This window comes from Actinomycetospora sp. NBRC 106378, assembly GCF_030269685.1.
GTDB lineage: Bacteria > Actinomycetota > Actinomycetes > Mycobacteriales > Pseudonocardiaceae > Actinomycetospora.
Genome location: NZ_BSTT01000001.1, coordinates 603,723 through 622,361 on the forward strand (window position 1 = coordinate 603,723; position 18,639 = coordinate 622,361).

19 protein-coding genes are annotated in these 18,639 nt (G+C 73.2%); 4 read left to right on the plus strand and 15 right to left on the minus strand.

The window, feature by feature from the left end; genetic code table 11:
• Window positions 1-23: 23 nt before the first annotated feature.
• The 4 genes from QSK00_RS03005 to mshA all read right to left on the minus strand — a co-directional run bounded on the left by QSK00_RS03005 (window position 24) and on the right by mshA (window position 4,164).
• The gene (locus QSK00_RS03005; protein ID WP_285587352.1) at window positions 24-572 is read right to left on the minus strand and encodes an ester cyclase; all 549 of its coding nucleotides are present in this window, start codon (window positions 570-572) and stop codon (window positions 24-26) included.
• A 122-nt stretch (window positions 573-694) separates the two neighbouring features.
• A complete protein-coding gene (locus QSK00_RS03010; protein ID WP_285587354.1) occupies window positions 695-2,272 on the minus strand; it encodes an AMP-binding protein in 1,578 nt (525 codons plus the stop codon).
• A gap of 111 nt (window positions 2,273-2,383) precedes the next feature.
• The gene (locus tag QSK00_RS03015) at window positions 2,384-2,866 is read right to left on the minus strand and encodes a type III secretion system chaperone family protein (RefSeq protein WP_285587356.1); all 483 of its coding nucleotides are present in this window, start codon (window positions 2,864-2,866) and stop codon (window positions 2,384-2,386) included.
• The gene (mshA, locus tag QSK00_RS03020) at window positions 2,863-4,164 is read right to left on the minus strand and encodes a D-inositol-3-phosphate glycosyltransferase (RefSeq protein ID WP_285587943.1); all 1,302 of its coding nucleotides are present in this window, start codon (window positions 4,162-4,164) and stop codon (window positions 2,863-2,865) included. Before mshA ends, QSK00_RS03015 begins: the two co-directional genes overlap by 4 nt.
• A 127-nt stretch (window positions 4,165-4,291) precedes the next feature.
• Between mshA and QSK00_RS03025 the strand changes: the two genes are divergently transcribed.
• On the plus strand, window positions 4,292-5,044 hold the full coding sequence (locus QSK00_RS03025) for an SDR family NAD(P)-dependent oxidoreductase (RefSeq protein ID WP_285587358.1): 753 nt from the start codon (window positions 4,292-4,294) through the stop codon (window positions 5,042-5,044).
• Here QSK00_RS03025 and QSK00_RS03030 read toward each other — a convergent pair.
• The gene (locus tag QSK00_RS03030; RefSeq protein WP_285587361.1) at window positions 5,041-6,105 is read right to left on the minus strand and encodes a UDP-N-acetylmuramate dehydrogenase; all 1,065 of its coding nucleotides are present in this window, start codon (window positions 6,103-6,105) and stop codon (window positions 5,041-5,043) included. The two genes, QSK00_RS03025 and QSK00_RS03030, sit on opposite strands and share 4 nt — an antisense overlap.
• Before the next feature lie 23 nt (window positions 6,106-6,128).
• On the opposite strand from QSK00_RS03030, the gene QSK00_RS03035 reads away from it, so the two are divergent.
• Window positions 6,129-6,599: a DUF2505 domain-containing protein gene (locus tag QSK00_RS03035; protein ID WP_285587363.1), complete on the plus strand. Its 471-nt coding sequence runs from the start codon at window positions 6,129-6,131 to the stop codon at window positions 6,597-6,599.
• Here QSK00_RS03035 and QSK00_RS03040 read toward each other — a convergent pair.
• From QSK00_RS03040 to QSK00_RS03060, 5 genes are all read right to left on the minus strand, one after another.
• A complete protein-coding gene (locus tag QSK00_RS03040) occupies window positions 6,596-7,570 on the minus strand; it encodes a pirin family protein (protein WP_285587365.1) in 975 nt (324 codons plus the stop codon). The genes QSK00_RS03035 and QSK00_RS03040 overlap by 4 nt on opposite strands.
• Window positions 7,571-7,671: 101 nt before the next feature.
• The gene (locus tag QSK00_RS03045; protein ID WP_285587368.1) at window positions 7,672-8,223 is read right to left on the minus strand and encodes a YbaK/EbsC family protein; all 552 of its coding nucleotides are present in this window, start codon (window positions 8,221-8,223) and stop codon (window positions 7,672-7,674) included.
• Window positions 8,220-8,543, minus strand: coding sequence for a DUF2516 family protein (locus QSK00_RS03050; RefSeq protein ID WP_285587370.1), 324 nt, complete (start codon window positions 8,541-8,543; stop codon window positions 8,220-8,222). The genes QSK00_RS03045 and QSK00_RS03050 overlap by 4 nt, the downstream gene beginning before the upstream one ends.
• Before the next feature lie 134 nt (window positions 8,544-8,677).
• Window positions 8,678-9,406, minus strand: coding sequence for a hypothetical protein (locus QSK00_RS03055; RefSeq protein WP_285587372.1), 729 nt, complete (start codon window positions 9,404-9,406; stop codon window positions 8,678-8,680).
• Between the two features lie 5 nt (window positions 9,407-9,411).
• On the minus strand, window positions 9,412-9,894 hold the full coding sequence (locus tag QSK00_RS03060) for a helix-turn-helix domain-containing protein (protein WP_285587374.1): 483 nt from the start codon (window positions 9,892-9,894) through the stop codon (window positions 9,412-9,414).
• Between the two features lie 268 nt (window positions 9,895-10,162).
• Here QSK00_RS03060 and crcB point away from each other — a divergent pair, with 268 nt between their 5' ends.
• Both crcB and QSK00_RS03070 read left to right on the plus strand, forming a co-directional pair.
• A complete protein-coding gene (crcB, locus tag QSK00_RS03065) occupies window positions 10,163-10,621 on the plus strand; it encodes a fluoride efflux transporter CrcB (protein WP_352231074.1) in 459 nt (152 codons plus the stop codon).
• Window positions 10,618-10,992 carry a fluoride efflux transporter FluC gene (locus QSK00_RS03070; protein ID WP_352231075.1) on the plus strand — a complete coding sequence of 125 codons (375 nt, stop codon included), beginning with the start codon at window positions 10,618-10,620 and terminating at the stop codon, window positions 10,990-10,992. The genes crcB and QSK00_RS03070 overlap by 4 nt, the downstream gene beginning before the upstream one ends.
• A 119-nt stretch (window positions 10,993-11,111) precedes the next feature.
• On the opposite strand, the gene QSK00_RS03075 is transcribed toward QSK00_RS03070, so the two are convergent.
• From QSK00_RS03075 to QSK00_RS03095, 5 genes are all read right to left on the minus strand, one after another.
• Window positions 11,112-12,323 carry a DUF445 domain-containing protein gene (locus tag QSK00_RS03075; protein ID WP_285587949.1) on the minus strand — a complete coding sequence of 404 codons (1,212 nt, stop codon included), beginning with the start codon at window positions 12,321-12,323 and terminating at the stop codon, window positions 11,112-11,114.
• 394 nt (window positions 12,324-12,717) lie between these two features.
• Window positions 12,718-14,589, minus strand: a complete 1,872-nt coding sequence (asnB, locus tag QSK00_RS03080; RefSeq protein WP_285587376.1) for an asparagine synthase (glutamine-hydrolyzing) — start codon at window positions 14,587-14,589, stop codon at window positions 12,718-12,720.
• 78 nt (window positions 14,590-14,667) lie between these two features.
• Complete coding sequence (locus QSK00_RS03085; RefSeq protein ID WP_285587381.1) at window positions 14,668-16,074, minus strand: ATP-binding protein; 1,407 nt, start codon at window positions 16,072-16,074, stop codon at window positions 14,668-14,670.
• The gene (locus QSK00_RS03090; protein WP_285587383.1) at window positions 16,071-17,723 is read right to left on the minus strand and encodes an NAD(P)/FAD-dependent oxidoreductase; all 1,653 of its coding nucleotides are present in this window, start codon (window positions 17,721-17,723) and stop codon (window positions 16,071-16,073) included. The genes QSK00_RS03085 and QSK00_RS03090 overlap by 4 nt, the downstream gene beginning before the upstream one ends.
• 61 nt (window positions 17,724-17,784) lie before the next feature.
• Complete coding sequence (locus QSK00_RS03095) at window positions 17,785-18,627, minus strand: hypothetical protein (protein ID WP_285587384.1); 843 nt, start codon at window positions 18,625-18,627, stop codon at window positions 17,785-17,787.
• Window positions 18,628-18,639 lie beyond the last annotated feature (12 nt).

Consider the following 18,639-nt stretch of genomic DNA (forward strand, 5'->3'; position numbering starts at 1 on the left):
GTGTCACTCCCGCAGCACGGCGATCACGAGCCCGGCGTCCCGGACGGTCCGGACCCGGCCACGGCTCGACGCCGGGCCAGGAGCATCCGGGCGAGGTAGACCGGGCTCGGCGGGGTCCACCCGAGCTGCCGCCCCAGGGCCAGGTCGTCCCGGTTGGCCCAGTGCTCGACGATCCTGCCGTCCTTCATCCGGAACCAGTGGGTCTGGGTGACGGCGAACTCGCGGTTCCGCGGCGGGAAGACCATCTCCACCGCGGCGTCCGCGGTGTACGCGGTGAACGGGCCGGTCTGTCGCCCGCTCATGGTGGTGTGGAGCACGACGAGGTCGCCGTCCTGGACGGCGTCGTGCACCTCCCAGCGGAGGTCGGAGTAGGCCTCGCGCAGCCACTGCGCGGACGCGTGGAAGCCCGCGGGGCCTGCGGTCCGCGCGCCCACCGGCTCGTCCTCGGCCTCGCGGTTGACGGCCGCCGGGTCGTAGATCTCGGCGAACTGGTCGACGGTCCCGTTCGCCATCAGCTCCATCGACCTGATGCACACGGCCTTGTCCCCGGTCGCGTCCGTCGCTGCTGCCATCCCGGCACCCCCGTCACCGCCGCGACAGCGTGCTCCGGGGGGAGTCGGCGGTCAAGACACCTCGGCGCGCCCCGACCGCGGGCCCTGCCCGGAGGAGGCAGGGCCCGTCGTCGGGAAGACCGTCAGGCGTTCTCGCGGGCGCGGAGGTCCTTGCGCAGGATCTTGCCGGAGCCCGACTTCGGGATCTGGTCGATGAACTCGACCACGCGCACCTTCTTGTGCGGCGCGATGCGCTCGGCGACGAAGGACATGACGTCGTCCTCGGAGATCTCGGCACCCTGCTGCTTCACCACGAACGCCTTGGGGATCTCCTCGCCCTCGGCGTCCTTGACCCCGATGACGGCCGCGTCGGCGATCGAGTCGTTGGTCAGCAGCAGCGCCTCGAGCTCGGCCGGCGGCACCTGGTAGCCCTTGTACTTGATGAGCTCCTTGACCCGGTCGACGATGTAGAAGACGCCCTCGTCGGTGACGGTGGCGACGTCGCCGGTGTGCAGGTAGCCGTCGTCGTCCAGCGTCGAGGCGGTGGCCTCGGCGTTGTTGAGGTACTCGCGCATGACGTTGGGGCCCTTGACCCACAGCTCGCCGCGCTCGCTCTCCTCCCCGGTCTCCGGGTCGACGATCTTGCACTCGATGTTGGGCAGCGCGACGCCGATCGAGGAGAGGTCCATGTCGGGCCGGTCCTCGGGCATGGCGTGGCTGACCGGGGAGAGCTCGGTCATGCCGTAGCCCTGGAAGACCTTGCAGTTCAGCCGCTTGGCGACCTTGTGGCCGAGGTCGGCGTCGAGCGCAGCGGCGCCGGAGAAGACGACGTCGACGCAGTCGATGTCGTACTGCTCGACCATCGGGTGCTTGGCCAGGGCCACCGCTATCGGCGGCGCGATGTAGATGCGGTCGACCCGGTGCTCGGAGACGATCCGCAGGAACTCCGCGAGGTCGAACTTCGGCATCGTCACGACGGCGGCCCGGTTGTAGATGCCGTTGTTCATCATTACGGTCATGCCGTAGATGTGGAAGAACGGCAGGACCGCGAGGATCTTCGACTCGGGCGTCGTCTGCTGCATCGCCGCGAACTGCACGAGGTTCGCGACGAGGTTGCGGTGCGTCAGCACGACGCCCTTGGCACGCCCGGTGGTGCCCGACGAGTACGGCAGCGCCGCCACGTCGTCGCCGGAGAGCTGCACCGTCGGGCGCTCGGCGGTGGTCGTCAACAGGTCGGCCAGCGCGTTCTCGGGCAGCGGCGTGGACGCCTCGTCGCGGGCCGCGTCGAGCAGCACGACCTCCGTGACGGCGAGCCCCTCCTCGCGCAGCGCCGCCCGGGCCCGGTCGAGGAACGCCGACACCGTGACGAGCATCTTCGCGCCCGAGTCCCGCAGCTGGAACGCCAGCTCGTCGGGGGTGTAGAGCGCGTTGACCGTGGACACCGCCACGCCCGCGGCGAGGGCGCCGTGGAACACGACGGGGTAGTACGGGGTGTTCGGCGCGAACAGCGCGATGACGTCGCCCCGCCCGAGGCCCCGCTCGCCGAGCGCCGCCGCGAACCGGTCGACGCCCTGGGCGAGCTCGCCGAAGGTCATGCTGCGCCCCGACGGGCCGTCGATCAGGGCGATGCGGTCGGCGTGCTCGCCCAGGTCGGAGAAGAGGAACTCCGGCAGGCCCACGTCGGGGATGTCGACGTCGGCGAACGGACTACGCACGGTCATGCAGTGGCTCCTCGATCTGCGTCAGCTGGGTCACACCAACTTACCGAGCGGTACGCCGGAGAGCACGTGAAGTCACCGAGGAATCGGACAATCCGGCCGAGCCCCGCTCCGCTACGTCTCCCCCACCAGGTGCTGGAACGCTCGGAGGTTCGCCAGCGACTCGCCGCGGGACTCCCGCCAGGCCCACTCGCGCCGGATCGACGTCGCGAACCCGAGCTCGATGAGCGTGTTGAAGTCGCCGTCGCCCGCCTCAAGCACCTGCCCCAGGATGCGGTCGAGCTCGTCGTCGGTGACCGCGTGCCGCCCCACGCGACCGACGAGGTGGATGTCGCCCATGTCGTCGAGGCAGTAGTGCACGCCGTAGAGGCGCGTGTTGCGCTGCAGCAGCCAGCGGTAGACGCCCTCGAAGTTCTCGTCGGGCCGCCGGCACACGAACGCCTCGACCAGCAGGGCGTGCGGGGTGAGCACGAGCCAGCAGTTGGTCTGCAGCTTCTTGGTGCCGGGCAGGGTGACGAAGAAGCTGTTCTCGTCGCGGCGCTGGTAGGCGAGCTCGCGCTCGTCGAGGGCGGCGCGGATGACCTCGGGCAGGCTCACACCGCCACCCCCCGCGGCGCGAGCCGGGCGGCCGCCGCCTCGGCGTAGGTGGCGAGCAGGGCGTCGGCGGTCCGGTCCCACGAGAACGCCTGGGCGTGCTCGATCGCCCCGGCGGCGAGCCGACCCCGGGTCGTGCGGTCGACGGCGGCCCGCTCGAGCGCGGAGGCCCACGAGACCGCCGAGTGGTCGTCGACCAGCAGGCCGGACCGGCCGTCGGACACCGCCACCGGCAGCCCGCCCACGGCCGCGGCGACCACCGGCGTCCCGCAGGCCTGCGCCTCGAGGGCCACCAGCCCGAACGACTCCGAGTGGCTCGGCACCGCGACGACGTCCGCGGCGCGGTAGACCTCGGCGAGGGCGGCGCCCGCCCGGGGACGGAGGAATCTCACGACGTCGGTGATACCCAGTTCCTCGGCGAGATCGACGAGCACCCGCGGCTGGGCCAGACCGGAGCCCGACGGCCCGCCGACCACCAGCACCGTGAGCCGGGCACGTAGGTCCGGACGGCGGGCGATCATCTCGGCGGCGGCACGCAGCAGCACGTCCGGTGCCTTCAGGGGCTGGATGCGCCCGACGAAGGCGAGCACGACGTCGTCCTCACCCATCGACTTCCCGGCCTCCCGCGCCAGGGCGGCACGGGCCGCCGCGCGGTCGCGGGACGGGGTGAAGGTCGCCAGGTCGACGCCGGGCGCGACGGTGCGCACCCGCTCCGGGTCGGCGTCGTACTCGGCGATGAGGGCCTCGGCCTCGGCGGGCGTCGACGCGACGAGCCGGTCGGCCTCGGCCACCACCTGCTCCTCGCCGACGAGCCGGCCGAGCGGCTCGGGGGTGTCGCCGGCCGCCAGGGAGGCGTTCTTGACCTTCGCCAGGGTGTGCGCGGTGTGGACCAGCGGCACGCCCCAGCGGTCCCGCAGCAGCCACCCGACCTGGCCGGAGAGCCAGTAGTGGGAGTGCACGACGTCGAACCAGCCGGGCTCCTGACGGGCCTCGTCGCGCAGCACGCCCGAGGTGAACGCGCAGAGCTGGCTGGGCAGGTCCTCCTTGCCGAGACCGCCGAACGGCCCGGCGACGACGTGCCGGACCAGCACGCCGGGAGCGAGCTCGGCCACGGGCGGCAGGTCCGACGCGGTCTGCCGGGTGAAGATCTCCACCTCGACCCCGCGGCGCGCCATCTCCTTCGCTGTCTGCACCACGTAGACGTTCATGCCGCCCGCGTCGCCCGTGCCGGGCTGGGCCAGCGGCGAGGTGTGCACCGAGATGACCGCCACCCGCCGTGGGGACCGCCGTACCGATGCCAGGGTCCGCGGCCTCGGCCGTGTGTGGGCCGTGCCGTCCGTCGCCGCCCTCGCCGCCGGAATCACGGCCCACAGCTTAGGCAACGACCAGATCGACGTCCGTCCGAAAACCGCCCTAGGGTGGCCCGCCGTGACCACTCCCACGGAGAAGCCGCTCGTCGTCGTCACCGGGGCGAGCTCCGGGATCGGAGCCGCGACCGCCCGCGCCCTCGCGGCGGACGGCTGGCACCCGGTCCTCGGCGCCCGTCGTCAGGACCGTATCGACGCGCTCGCCGAGGAGACCGGAGGGACCGCCGTGCCCCTCGACGTCACCGACGCCGACTCGGTCGCGGCGTTCGCGTCGCGGGTCGGCGAGCTCGGCACCCTGCGCGGCCTGGTGAACAACGCCGGTGGCGCCAAGGGCACCGAGAAGGTGATCGAGGGCGACGAGGAGCACTGGCGCTGGATGTGGGAGTCCAACGTCCTCGGCACGATGCGCGTGACGAAGGCGCTGCTCCCGTCGCTCATCGCCTCCGGCGACGGGCACGTCGTGACGATCACCTCGATCGCCGCCCTCGAGGTCTACGACGGCGGGTCGGGCTACACCGCCGCCAAGCACGCCGAGGGCGCGCTGCACCGCACGCTGCGCGGGGAACTGCTCGGCGAGCCCGTGCGCGTCACCGAGATCGCCCCGGGCGCGGTGGAGACGGAGTTCGCGCTGGTCCGCTTCGACGGCGACCAGCAGAAGGCCGACAACGTCTACCGCGGGATCACGCCGCTCGTCGCCGAGGACATCGCCGCGACGGTCGCGTTCGCCATGAGCCGGCCCTCGCACGTCAACATCGACACGATCGTGCTCAAGCCGCGCGACCAGGCGACCGGGATGCGGTTCAACCGGACCTAGAGCGCGCAGCCACCTACGAGCACCGGCTCGGGCACCAGCCGCACCCCGAACGCCGTCTCCACCCGGTCCCGCACGTCGCGGGCCAGGTCGAGCAGCTGCGCGGTGGTGCCCCCGCCGCGGTGGGTCAGCGCGAGGGTGTGCCGCGTGGACACCCGCACCGGCGCGTCCGGGCCCGGGTAGCCGCGCGAGACCCCGGCGCGCTCGATCAGCGCCGCGGCGGAGAGCTTCACCCGCCCGTCGGCGGTGGGCCACGCGGTGACCGGCCCGAGGTCGCGCGCCGCCACCCGGCGCGCCACCTCGTCGGCGGTCTCCTGCCCGACGACGGGGTTGGTGAAGAAGGAGCCCGCGCTCCAGGTGTCGTGGTCGGCCTCGTCGAGGACCATGCCCTTGCCGCGCCGCAGCCCCAGCACCGCGGCCCGCGCGGCGGCCGCGGGCACCCGCGTGCCGGGCTCGACGTCCAGGACCCGGGCGAGCTCGGCGTACCGGACCGGGGCGGAGAGGCCGTCGGTGCCCACGCGGAACCGCACGGCCAGGACGATCTCGCGGTCGGCGCCCTTGAGCCGGCTCGTGCGGTAGCCGAGCCCGAGCTCCGCGGCCGGGACCGTCACCACGGCGTCGGCGGCGCGGTCGAACACGGTGACGTCCTCGAGCAGGTCGGCGACCTCCACGCCGTAGGCCCCGACGTTCTGCACCGGGGTCGCGCCGGTGCTCCCCGGGATGCCCGAGAGGCACTCCAGCCCGCCCAGGCCCTCCTCCACGCACGCCGCGACGAACGTGTCCCAGTCCTCCCCGGCCTCCACCGTCACCAGCGCCGTGCCGTCGGCGGCGGGCGACACCACGTGGCCGCGGGACTCCAGCCGGACGACCGTGCCGTCGAACCCGTCGTCGGGGACGACCAGGTTGGAGCCGCCACCGAGCACGAGCAGCCGCTCCCCGGCGGCGTCGGCCTCACGGACCGCCGCGACGATCGCGTCGCGGTCGGGCGCGCGCACCAGCCGTCGCGCCGGCCCCCCGAGATGCAGGGTGGTCAGCTCGGCCAGCGAGGCGACGGTGGTGGGCACGGCCCGACGGTAACCTGCGCGCCGTGGCCCGCCCCATCGAGCACGACGCCTCGTTCCCGCACCCGCCCGACGCCGTCGTCGGTGCCCTGACCGACGACGCCTTCCTGAACGCCCGCCTCGCCGAGCTCGGCGGGAAGGACGCCGCCCTGGTCAGTCACGACGGCGACCGGATCGTGCTGCGTCAGGGGGTGCCGGTCGAGTTCCTGCCGTCGGTGGTCCGCCGGTTCACCGGCGACGACCTCGTCCTCGACCGGACCGAGAACTGGCACGGCTCGAGCGCCGACGTGCAGGTCGACGTGCGCGGGCTGCCCGGCTCGATCACCGGGACGCAGGAGGTCGTTCCCGACGGCGACGGGTCCCGCCTCTCCGTCCGCGCCTCGACGGCCGTGCCGGTCCCGATGGTCGGCGGGAAGATCGAGGGCGTCGTCGCCGAACAGGTCTCGGAGCTGCTGCGCTGGGAGACGGAGTTCCTCACGCGCTGGCTGGACCGCTAGACGCGGTCGGCCGGGATCGCGCCGAGGCGGCCCTTCGAGAAGTCCTGGAACGCATCCATGACCTCCTCGCGGGTGTTCATGACGAACGGGCCGCCCCAGGCGACCGGCTCGCGGATCGGGCGGCCACCGAGCAGCACGACCTCGAGGCGAGGGTGCCGCGCGTCCTGCGTCCCCGCCGCCGCGACCCGCAGCGACTCCCCCGGCCCGAAGACGACCAGCTGGCCCGTCGTGACCGGACGCCCCTCGGTGCCCGCGAACCCGTCGCCCGCGAGCACGTAGAGCAGCGCGTTCTGCTCGCGGTCCCACGGGACGTGCAGCTGCGCGCCCGGCTCGACCGACGCGTGGGCCATCGTCATCGGGGTGTAGGTCGACCCGGGACCGGCGTGCCCGTCGAGCGACCCGGCGATCACGCGGACCAGCGCGCCCGCGTCGTGCGAGGTGACGAGCGCGGCCTGGCCGGCCCGGAGGTCCTGGTAGCGGGGGTGGACCCACTTCTGCGCCCGGGGGAGGTTCACCCACAGCTGCAGTCCGTGGAACAGCCCGCCCGAGGTGACCAGGGCCTCCGGCGGCCGCTCGATGTGCAGGACGCCGCCGCCCGCGGTCATCCACTGCGTGTCGCCGTTGGTGATCAGGCCGCCGCCACCGTGGTTGTCGGCGTGCTCGAAGGTGCCGTCGATGAGATAGGTGACGGTCTCGAACCCGCGGTGCGGGTGCCACGACGTGCCCTTCGGCTCGCCCGGCGCGTACTCCACCTCGCCCATCTGGTCCATGTGGATGAACGGGTCGAGGTCGGCCAGGTCGACCCCCTGGAACGCCCGTCGCACCGGGAAGCCCTCACCCTCGAACCCGCGGGGAGCGGTCGTCACCCGCCGCACGGAGCGCTCGGTGATCCCGGTCCCGACGCCGGGCTCGGGCAGGCGCGGGAGGACGGTCAGGTCGGGGACGGTGAGAGCGGGCACGACGACCTCCATCTACTTGAAGGTTGAACCATACCCCCGCCCGAGGTGGCAGGAAAGCGTCGTTGCTGCCACGGGATGACAGCAACGACGCTTTCCTGCCACGCGGGGTCGGGCTACCGACCCAGACCCTCCGTCGGCTCGGCCCCGGGCAGCAGCCCGAGGACCGACCCGGGCACCACGAGCTTCGACGCCCGCAGACCGCTCCCGACGACGACGGCCGGGGCCGCCACGACCGCCGGGTCCACGAGGACGGGCCAGCCGGCCGGGAGCCCGAACGGCGTGATCCCGCCGTACTCCATCCCGGTCAGCTCGACGGCGACGTCCATGGCCGCGAAGGAGGCCTTGCGCACGTCGATCCGGCGCCGGACCACGCCGTTGACGTCGGCCCGGGTCGTCGCGAGGACCACGCAGCCCGCGAAGCGCTGCTCGCCCGACCGCGCGCCGGTGACGACGACGCAGTTCGCCGAGAGGTGGAGCGGGGAGGAGTAGGCCTCGCAGAACGCGGCGGTGTCGGCGAGCCCGGGATCGATCTCGGCGACCCCGCAGGAGCGGGCGACGTCCTCGGGCAGCGCGGCCAGCGCCGCGACGACGGGCGCGGCCAGGAGGTCCGGCCGGTCCGGTGCGGGGACCAGCTCCAGCGTCCCGGCGGCGGCGGGCTCCGTCACCACCGTCCGCCCTGCTGGACCTCCGTCACCTTCGGCCGGACGTCGAGCAGATAGACCAGGACCGCGCACAGCGCGACGAGCCACAGGATGCCGAAGCTCGAGAAGATCCCGCCGATCGAGACGACGAGCAGCAGGGCGCCGACGCCCGTGATGGCGCACCAGGCGGGCTTGGTCAGCTTGTCGACGGCCGTGAAGGCGTCCGCGCGCTGCAGCAGGGCGTGGATGAACGCGTAGAGGCCGACCGGGATCCCGACGACCCAGATCAGCAGCGACAGGTAGTAGTCGAGGTTCAACCAGATGGACGGCACGGACAGACCCACGCCGCGAGGATACGTGCTGGTCGCGGCGGCTCCGATCCGCCCACCGGCGACGGACCGGACACCACGGGAGCAGCGGACACGACGACGGCCCCGCCCCCGCGGTGCGGGGACGGGGCCGGTCGGTGCGGGGAGCGTCAGGCCTTGCCGGTGGGCGCCTTCGGGGCGGCCGCCTTGGTGGCGGACGACTTCGGGGCGTTCTTCGGGCCCTGCTTCTTCGGGGCCGTGCGGGACGCGGCCTTGCGGGTGGCCGAGCGCGTCTCGTGCGCGACCTCCTCGCCGGCCTCCTTCACGTCGGCGGCGAGCTCGTCGCCGGCCTCGGCGATGACCTCGGCGGCCTGGCCGGTGACCCGCTGGGTGTAGCGGGCGGCGCGCTCGCCGACCGAGCGGGTCTGCTTGGTGACCTCGGCGAGGGCGGCCTCACCGCGGACGCGGACCTCCTCGGTGGCGTCCTCGAGCCGGCTCTCCAGCTCGCTGGAGACGCTGTCGACGGTGTCGAGCGCCTGCTTGACCTGCGGCTGGGCCTTGATCTGCGAGTAGGCGGTCTCGCCGCGCTTCACGAGGTCGGCGTAGACGCTGCGGACGGCGGCGGCGTAGCTGTCGGCCAGCCGGCGGAAGTCCTCGGCGGTCAGCTTGCCGCGCAGCTCCTGCAGCTCCGAGGGCAGGTCCTCGACGCGGGCCTGCACCTCGGTGGCGCCGGCCTGCACCTTGGAGAAGGCCTCCTGGGCGCTCGCCACGGCGTAGTCGCCGAGGCCGAGCAGGGCCAGTGCCGGGGCGCGGAACGGGTCGACGGCGTCGGACACGACCTTGTTGGCCTGGTCGCGGGCCTCGCGGACGTCGAACTTGGTGGGGAAGGTGACGGGCATGTCGTTCACTCCTCGTGGGACGGGATACGGGTGAGGTCGGGAGCGACGGCGAGCGCCGCCGTTCCCTCGAAGGCGCCGGAGGCGTCGTCGCGCTCGGCGGGCACCGGAGCCGTGAGCCCGGCCGCGCGGTTCTCGCGGCGGAACGACTCGTAGATGTCGTGCAGCACCTGCTTCTGGCGCTCCGTGAGCTCCGGATCGCAGGCCAGTGAGTCGAGGACCGCGGAGCCGACTCGCTCCTCGAGGATCCCCGCCTTCACGTACAGCGCCTCGGCCGAGATGCGCAGACCGGTCGCGATCTGGGCCAGGATCTCGGCGGACGGCTTGCGCAGTCCTCGCTCGATCTGGCTCAGGTAGGGGTTCGAGATCCCCGCGACCTTCGCGAGCTGACGCAGGGACACCTGCGCCCCCTCGCGCTGCTTGCGGATGTAGGCACCGATGTCCTCGACGGCCTGGCCGAGCGCCTTGTCGACGCTGTCCACACCGGACATCGTGCTCACCTCCTCGCCTTGACTGACATCCACGCTAACACGAGTGCTAGCTGATGCAAGCACCCTGCTTGCGCAGGTGGCGTGGCCTGTGCCACAGGTTCGGTGATCGACCGCGTGCGCTGCGCGAACACCTCCGCTAGCGTCCGGGCGAGGGCGGTGGGGCCCGCCCGGGCGAGCGAGACGACGAGAGGTTCGCTCCGACAACCGCGCCACGTCGGCGCCAACGGTCCCTGGAGCCCGAGTCCACGTGCGCCCAGGGAGCTGCCCCGTGTCCGACCGCCCGGAAGTCTCCGACGACGCCGTCGCCGGACGTGAACCAGGGACCGACGTCCTGCGCGGCCAGGGCGCAGCCGTCGCCGCCGTCGCCCTCGGGGGCGTCCTCGGCGCCCTCGCCCGCTGGGGCCTCGGTCTCGCGTTCCCCACCACCTCCGGGGCGTTCCCGACGACGACGTTGCTCATCAACGTCTCCGGCTGCCTGCTGATGGGTGTGCTCGTCGTGCACGTCTCCGAGGTCCGGACGGCCCACCCGGTCGTCCGGCCCTTCCTCGGGGTCGGGGTGCTCGGCGGCTACACGACGTTCTCGACGTTCGCCGTCGACGCCCAGCAGCTCCTCGCGGCGGGTCGGCTCGGGACGGCCCTCGCCTACCTCGCCGCGACGACGGTCGGCTCCGTCGGCGCCGCATGGCTCGGCCTGACCCTGGCCCGGGCGACGGCGGGTGCCCGGTGACCGCCCTGACCGGCCTCTGGGTGGCGCTCGGCGCCGCGATCGGCGCCCCGACGCGCTACCTCGTCGACCGCGCGCTGCAGTCGACGCACGGCACCTCGTTCCCGTGGGGCACGTTCACCGTCAACGTCACCGCCTCGCTGGTGCTCGGCGTGGTGCTCGGCGGGGCGTCCCCGTCGGCCGTGGCCGCCGCGGTGGGGACCGGCTTCTGCGGCGGGCTCTCGACCTGGTCGACGCTGGGCTACGAGACGGTGCGCCTGGCCGAGGCCGGCGAGCGCTCGCACGCGGTGTTCAACGTCCTCATGTCGACGTTCGCGGGCCTCGGCGCGGCGTCGTTGGGACTGGTGATCGGCGCCGGTGCCTTCGGGCCGTGAGTCGTTGTCGCGGGTTCCCGCCGGCCCGTCGCCGCCTTGTCGCTGTGAATCACTGCGACAAGGCGCCCACGAAGGCGCGGTAGACCGCGACGAGGTCGACCGGGCGTCGCGGTGGGCGGTCAGCCGACGAGCAGCTCGCCGACGGTGTAGATGATCAGGCCGGCGAGGGCGCCCACCACGGTGCCGTTGATGCGGATGAACTGGAGGTCGCGGCCGACCTGCAGCTCGATCTTCCGTGAGGTCTCCGGCCCGTCCCAGCGCTTCACCGTGTCCGAGATGAGCGCCGTGATCTCCGGGGCGTAGCGGGTCACGACGTAGGCCGCCGCGTCGACGATCCAGCTGTCCACCTTCTCGCGCAGGCCCTCGTCGAGGACCATGCGCTCACCGAAGCGGGTGACGCCGTCGGTCACCCGCAGCCGCAGCTCGCTCGAGGGGTCCTCGGCCGCGTCGAGGATCATGGCCTTGCCGGTGGCCCAGGCCCGGCTGAGCAGGCCCTGCACGTCGGGGTGGTCGAGGAGCTGCGCCTTGATGGCCTCGACGCGGGCGATGGTCTCGGGCTCGTGCTGGAGGTCGCCGGCGAAGCTCGTGAGGAAGCGGTCGATCGCCTTGCGCAGCGGGTGGTCCTGGTCGGACTTCACCGCCCAGGCGAAGGAGAGCGCCTCGGCGTAGAGCCGGTCGCCGATGAGGCCGTCCACGAACCGCGGTGACCAGCTCGGGGCCTGCTTGCTCACGAGCGCCATGACGGTGTCGTGGTTCAGCCGCACCCAGTCGTAGGCCCGGTCGCAGATGAGGTCGACCACGCGGCGGTGCGACCCGTCGTCGAGGATCCCCTCGAGCAGCTTGCCCATGGGCGGGCCCCACTGCTGGGCGACCACGCGGCGGGTGACGGTCTGCTCGATGACCGCCTGCACCTCGTCGTCGCGCAGCACCGCCACCGCCCCGCGGACCACGGTGGCGGCCTCGGCGGTGACCCGCTCGGCGTTCGCCCGGCGCGACAGCCAGGCCCCGACGCGGTTGGCGATCCGGGCGGAGCGGAGCTTGTCGCTGACCACCGGCACGGCGAGGAAGTTCTCGCCGACGAAGTCCGACAGGCTCTCGCCGAGCTGGTCCTTCTTCCGCGGGATGATCGCGGTGTGGGGGATCTTCAGGCCCAACGGGTGGCGGAAGAGGGCCGTCACGGCGAACCAGTCCGCGAACGCACCGACCATGCCCGCCTCGGCGGCGGCCCGGACGAACCCGGTGAAGGCCGGGCCGCCGTTGCGCTCCCAGGTGAGGAACACGATCCACACGATCGCGGCGCCGACGAGGAAGCCGGTCGCCACGACCTTCATGCGGACGAGTCGGCGGCGCTTGGCCTCCTCGTCGGCGAGCCCGACCAGGCCCGAGCCGCCCGCGTCCCGGCCACCACCCGTCGTCGGGTCCTCGTCCGTCGGGTCCGACGCCCGCACGTCTGTGCTCACACCCGTCGATTGTGCCCCGACACGGCAGGATGAACCGTCGGGGCCCGTCGGACGAAACGACCGGACGGGGAACGGCTGTCCCGCATCGTCGGCGGGACGAGAGGCGTTACACCTACAGCGTGGTGGGCGCCCGGCGTCATGATGCGAGCGACCACGGGTCCGCCCGCCCTCGCACGCCCCGTGCGACCGACCGCGCCCGGCCGCACGGGGTTCTGCGTCCCTCGGCCGCCGTGCTGCCCCACGGCGGTCGGGGGACGCCCCCGCCTCAGCTCGTCTCGACGGTCGGCGAGTAGCGGCGCATCCAGGCGTCGAGCTGGAGCACGTTCTCCATCTGCGCGCGGTCGACCTCGAGGCTCGTCGTCGCGTCCCCGCTCGGCGCGTCGACGGCCGCCCGGACCCGGTCGACGTCGATGAGCGCGCGGACCGCGGCGCCCGCGTCGTTCACCAGGTCGGCGAGGTCGCTGCGGACCGCCTTCTCGTAGGCCGGGTCCTGCGTCGAGGGGTACGGGCTCTTCACCCGGTCGACGATGGAGGCCGGCAGCACGTCCCGGGTCGCGGCGCGCAGGAGCGACTTCTCCCGGCCGTCGAAGGTCTTGAGCGACCACGGGGTGTTGAAGACGTACTGGACGAGCCGGTGGTCGCAGAACGGCACGCGGACCTCGAGGCCGCTCGCCATCGACATGCGGTCCTTGCGGTCGAGCAGGATCTGCACGAAGCGGGTCAGGTGCAGGTAGCAGACCTCCCGCATCCGCCGCTCGGTCGCGCTCACGCCGTCGACGTGGGGCACCTCGGCCAGGGCGTCGCGGTAGGACTGGTCGACGTACCCCGGGAGGTCGAGCTCGGCGAGCAGGCCCTCGTCGAAGAACGACCGGGTCTGGTCCATCGGGCCCACCCGGCCCGCCATCCAGGGGAAGGTGTCGGCGTTCACCGCGTCGGCGTCGTGGAACCAGCGGTACCCGCCGAACACCTCGTCCGCCGACTCACCGGACAGCGCGACGGTCGAGCGGCCGCGGATCGCCTTGAACAGCAGGTACAGCGACGTGTCCATGTCGCCGAGGGAGAGCGGGAGGTCGCGGGCGCGCAGCACGGCCGCGCGCGCGTCCGGGTTCATCAGGTCGTCGTTGGAGAGCGTGATGGCCTCGTGCTCGGCGGCCACGTACTCGGCGAGCTCGCGGACGTAGGGGCCGTCCGGGGTGTCGCGCATCGGGTCGGCGGCGAACGAGTCCTCGTAGCCGACGAAGTCGACCGAGAACGAGCGGACCGGGCCCGCGCCCTGCGCCTTCAGCTGCTGCGCGGCCAGCGCGGTGATCGCCGACGAGTCGAGCCCGCCCGAGAGCAGCGAACACAGCGGGACGTCCGAGATGAGCTGCCGGCCGACGATGTCGTCGAGGAGCTCGCGGACCCGGGCGACCGAGGTCTCCCGGTCGTCGGTGTGCTCGAGGGCCTCGAGCTGCCAGTACCGGCGGACCGAGAGTCCCTCACGGCGGACGCGGACCAGCGAGCCCGGGCGCACCTCGTGCATCCCGCGGTACCCGCCGTGGCCCGGCGTCTTGACGTGCGAGAGGACCTCGCGCAGTCCGTCGAGGTCCATCACGGCCTCGGCCCGAGGGTGGGCGAGGATCGCCTTGGGCTCGGAGCCGAAGAGCACCCCGTCGGGCGTCGGGTAGTAGTAGAGCGGCTTGATGCCCATCCGGTCCCGGACGAGGAACAGCTCGTCGGCGCGGGTGTCCCACAGCGCGAACGCGAACATGCCGTTCAGGCGGGCGACGACGTGCTCGCCCCACTCCAGCCAGCCGTGCAGCACGACCTCGGTGTCGGAGTCGGTGCGGAACCGGTGGCCACGCTGCTCGAGCTCGGCGCGCAGCTCGGTGAAGTTGTAGACCTCGCCGGAGTAGACGATCGCCAGGCGCGTCTCGCCGCTCGCCGGGTCGTCCAGGGTCATCGGCTGCCGTCCGCCCGGCACGTCGATGATGGCCAGCCGGCGGTGCCCGAGGGCGGCGTGACGGGCCGTCCAGAGACCCTCGTCGTCCGGTCCGCGGCAGGCCATCGTGTCCGTCATCGCCTGCGCGTCGGCCGCGGCGGCACGGTCCTCGGCGAAGTCACGGGTGAAGTCGACCGTTCCTGCGATGCCACACATGGGGCTGCCTCCTGTCGTCGTCGACGCAGCAGGCATACCCCGATTGTTTAGGGCACGTAACCAGATGTGACGGAGAGGTTAACCGGACATCGGGAGCCGGATCTCGAAGGTCGTCCCGGCCGACGAGGTGTGCACGCGGATGTCGCCGTGGTGCTTGGAGACGACGATGCGCCACGAGATGTCCAGGCCGAGCCCGGTGCCCTCGCCGACGTCCTTCGTCGTGAAGAACGGCTCGAAGATGCGGGGCCGGATCTCGTCCGGGATGCCGGGGCCGGTGTCGGCGATCTCGACGACGGCGGTGTCGGACTCCCGGCGGGTGCGGATCGTCAGCGTGCCCTCGCCCCCCATGGCCGAGCACGCGTTGTCGACGATGTTCGTCCACACCTGGTTGAGCTCCGCCGGGTAGCAGGGGACCTGCGGCAGGTCGGGATCGAACTCCTTGACCAGGGTGATCCCCTCGAGCTTGCGCGAGAGCATCGTGAGCGTGGACTTCAGCAGCACGCGCAGATCGGAGGCCTGGAAGGGCGCCCGGTCGAGCTGCGAGTACTGCCGGGCCGCGTTGACCAGCGTGCCGATCCGGGCGGTCGCGTCGGTGATCTCGCCCATCAGCGTCTCGGTCTCGACGGCGTAGGCGATCCAGCGGACGGCCGCACCCAGCGTGCCGTCGGGCACCGTGCGCTCCACCTTGCCGAGCCACTCGACGTCGAGCCCGCCGGCCACGAGCACCGCCGCGAGGTCCCAGGCCCCGCCGACCTCCCGCTCGTCGAGCCAGTCGCCGAGCTCGTCCTCGGCGTCCGAGGTCTGCATGGCGGTCAGCTCGGGCGCGGTGGCGACGCCCAGCACCGCCTCCTCCTGGAGTTCCACGAGCTGCGCGACGACGGCGCCGTCGAGCTTCCCCGACGCGAGCATCGCGAGCTTGTGCCGCATCCCGGCGACCCGGTCGCGCAGCGACTCGGTGGCGCGGATGGCGGCGGCCGCGGGGTTGTTGAGCTCGTGGGTCAGGCCCGCCGACAACGAGCCGAGGGCGAGCAGCCGCTCCCGCTCCCCGATCGCGGTGTTCGACCGCTGCATCCCGACGGCGAGCCCCTCGACCAGGTGCATCGCCAGCGGGAACCAGGCGCGCAGCCGTGCGCCGAACTCCTTGGCGGGCAGCGCGAGGAACCGGGCGTCGGTGCAGGCGCGCAGGGTGTGCTTGTAGGCGAGGTGCTCGCCCTCGACGTAGGCCTCGGTGGCACCGCCGTAGGAGCCGGGCCGGCTGCTGCGGCTCACCTCGACCTCGTCGCCGCGCACGTGCCGGATGACGGCGATCTCGCCGTCGCACAGCACCCAGAAGCAGCGGGCGGGGTCGCCCTCGCGGCACACGTCCTCGCCGGCCGCGACGTCGACGACGTCGGCGTGCTCCGCGATCCAGGCCACCTGCTCCTCGTCGAGGGACTCGAAGAGGAAGAGCCGCTGCAGCGAGGCGGGCTCGAGTTCGGTTCTCATCGGTTCTCCAACCAGCGGTGCACCAGGCTCACCGCCATCGCGCCCTCGCCGACGGCGGAGGCCACGCGCTTCACCGACCCGCCCCGGACGTCGCCGACGGCGAACACCCCGGGCAGGGAGGTCTCCAGGTGCAACGGCTCACGTCCGTCGCCTCTTCCCTCCCCGGCACGGGCCAGGTCGGGGCCGGTCAGCAGGAACCCGCGGTCGTCGCGTTCCAGCGTGCCGTCGAGCCAGTCGGTGCGCGGCCGGGCGCCGATGAAGACGAACAGCCACTGCGCGTCGACCACCTCCTCGGAGCCGTCGCGCCGGTCGCGCAGGGTCAGCTTCTCGAGGTGGCCGTCGCCCTCGGCGGCGACCACCTCGGTGCAGGTCCGCACCTCGATGTGCTCGACGCCCTCGATCTGCTCGATGAGGTAGTGCGACATCGAGGCGCCCAGCGACTGCCCGCGCACCAGCATCACGACGCGTCGGGCGTAGCGGGCGAAGTTCATCGCGGCCTGGCCGGCGGAGTTCGCGCCCCCGACGACGTAGACCGTCTCGTCGGTGCACGACGGCGCCTCGGTGGTCGCGGCGCCGTAGAACACGCCCTCCCCGGCGTAGGTCGTCAGGCCGGGCACGTCGTCGAGCGTGCGGTAGGAGACCCCGGTCGCGAGCACCACGGCGTGCGCGGCGATCTCGGACCCGTCGTCGAACGTGAGCACCCGGACGCCGCCGCGGATCCCGAGCCCGGTGACCGTCCTCGTCGTCAGGACCTCGACCCCGAACTTGACGGCCTGCCGGCGGGCCCGGTCGGTGAGCTGGGAGCCCGAGACCCCGTCGGGGAAGCCGAGGTAGTTCTCGATGCGGCTCGACGTGCCCGCCTGGCCGCCGGTCGCGAGCGACTCGACCAGGACGGTCCGCAGCCCCTCGGACCCGCCGTAGACCGCGGCGCCGAGCCCGCCCGGGCCGCCCCCGACGACCGCGAGGTCGTAGAGCTCGGCCGTGGCGTGGGTGGACAGGCCGACCTGCTCGGCGACCTCGGCGTCGGTCGGCTCGACCAGCGCGCGCCCGTCGCCGGTGACCACCACCGGCAACCGCTCGGCGTCGCAGCCGGCCGCCTCGAGCAGCCGCGCGCCCTCGGGGTCGTCGGCGAGGTGGAACCGGAACGGCACCTGGTTGCGGGCGAGCAGGTCGCGCAGCTCGTAGGAGCGCGCCGACCAGCGGTGACCCACCACCCGCGTGTCGGTGGTCGGCCGGTCAGGAGCCCGTCGCCAGGCCTCGAGCAGCTGGTCGACGACGGGGTAGAGCTTCTCCTCGGGCGGGTCCCAGGGCTTGAGCAGGTAGTGGTCGAGGTCGACGACGTTGATCGCGGTGATCGCGGCATCGGTGTCGGCGTAGGCGGTGAGCAGCACCCGGCGGGCGCGCGGGAAGAGGTCCATGGCGCGCTCGAGGAACTCCACGCCGCTCATCCGCGGCATCCGCTGGTCGGCGAGGATCACCGCGACCTGCTCGCCGCGCAGGGCGATCTCGCGCAGCGCCTCGAGGGCGGCCTCACCCGAGTCGGCCCGCACGATGCGGTGGTGCTCGCCGTACTCGCGGCGCAGGTCGCGGGCCACGGCGCGGGAGACGCCCGGGTCGTCGTCCACGGTGAGGATCACGGGGCGGGGCACGGACCCAGCCTAGGCTCGTCGTCGGGGACGGGCCCCCGCTCGACGGCGGCGGGACCGGCGGTCAGTCCCAGCTCCAGCCGTCGTCGGCGAGGTCGACGCCGCCGCCCGAGGACCCGCCGGACACCTCGACGGTGTCCCGGATCGCCGCCAGCACGCTCAGCACGAACGCCGCGCCGGCCGGCGAGAGCTCCTCGGGGAGCCGCGCGCTCACCCGGTCCCGCGTGACGTCGGCCCTCCAGGCCCGGCCGAGGTCGTCGAGCAGGGTGCGACGCGGGGGGTGCCGCGCGACCCGGGTCCGCAGGCGGAGGAGCCGCCCGTCGACCTCGATCTCCCAGTCCTGCCACGGGCCCTCCCGGTGCGCCGACGCCGTCGCGACGACGTCCCGGCCGTCGAGCAGCTCGAACCGGTGCCCCTGCTGGTCGAGCCACCGGTCTCGGTCCCGGTCCCCGACGACGACGGCGCGTCCCTCGCGCCGGTCCTTGCGGGACCGCCCGGGCCGCCTCCCGGGCCGCGTCACCGTGCCGGCGGGCCGGGCGTCGAACTCGAACGGGCGGTCCCCGGCCCCGGAGGTGAGCAGGACCGAGCGGATCCCGAGACCGTAGGTCCGGACGTCGTCGTCGACGCGGCTGTCGTTCGCCGCGCCGATCGCGACGCCGATGCCCGCGAGCAGGAGCGGCAGGGTGATCGTCAGGGCCACGAAGATGCCGATCCCGGTGTCGCTGATCCCCGTGCGCACCCAGGCCGCGAGCACCGCGGCGAGCGTCCCGAGCGCCGTCACCAGCAGCAGCACCCAGATGCGGAACACGAGGCTCGTGATCCGCTGGGGACGCCACCGCGAAGCCGGACCGCCGCCGGGCACGGACGGTGACCGCTCCAGGTCGAGGTCGCCCTGCACGCCGCTCATGTCCCCGAGCGT

Excerpts from the sequence above, each read along its gene's own strand:
- QSK00_RS03005 (WP_285587352.1), bottom strand. The coding sequence starts at position 572 with ATGGCAGCAGCGACGGACGCGACCGGGGACAAGGCCGTGTGCATCAGG.
- QSK00_RS03010 (WP_285587354.1), bottom strand. The coding sequence starts at position 2,272 with ATGACCGTGCGTAGTCCGTTCGCCGACGTCGACATCCCCGACGTGGGC.
- QSK00_RS03040 (WP_285587365.1), bottom strand. The coding sequence starts at position 7,570 with ATGGAGGTCGTCGTGCCCGCTCTCACCGTCCCCGACCTGACCGTCCTC.
- QSK00_RS03055 (WP_285587372.1), bottom strand. The coding sequence starts at position 9,406 with ATGCCCGTCACCTTCCCCACCAAGTTCGACGTCCGCGAGGCCCGCGAC.
- QSK00_RS03060 (WP_285587374.1), bottom strand. The coding sequence starts at position 9,894 with ATGTCCGGTGTGGACAGCGTCGACAAGGCGCTCGGCCAGGCCGTCGAG.
- QSK00_RS03075 (WP_285587949.1), bottom strand. The coding sequence starts at position 12,323 with ATGAAGGTCGTGGCGACCGGCTTCCTCGTCGGCGCCGCGATCGTGTGG.
- asnB (WP_285587376.1), bottom strand. The coding sequence starts at position 14,589 with ATGTGTGGCATCGCAGGAACGGTCGACTTCACCCGTGACTTCGCCGAG.
- QSK00_RS03085 (WP_285587381.1), bottom strand. The coding sequence starts at position 16,074 with ATGAGAACCGAACTCGAGCCCGCCTCGCTGCAGCGGCTCTTCCTCTTC.
- QSK00_RS03095 (WP_285587384.1), bottom strand. The coding sequence starts at position 18,627 with ATGAGCGGCGTGCAGGGCGACCTCGACCTGGAGCGGTCACCGTCCGTG.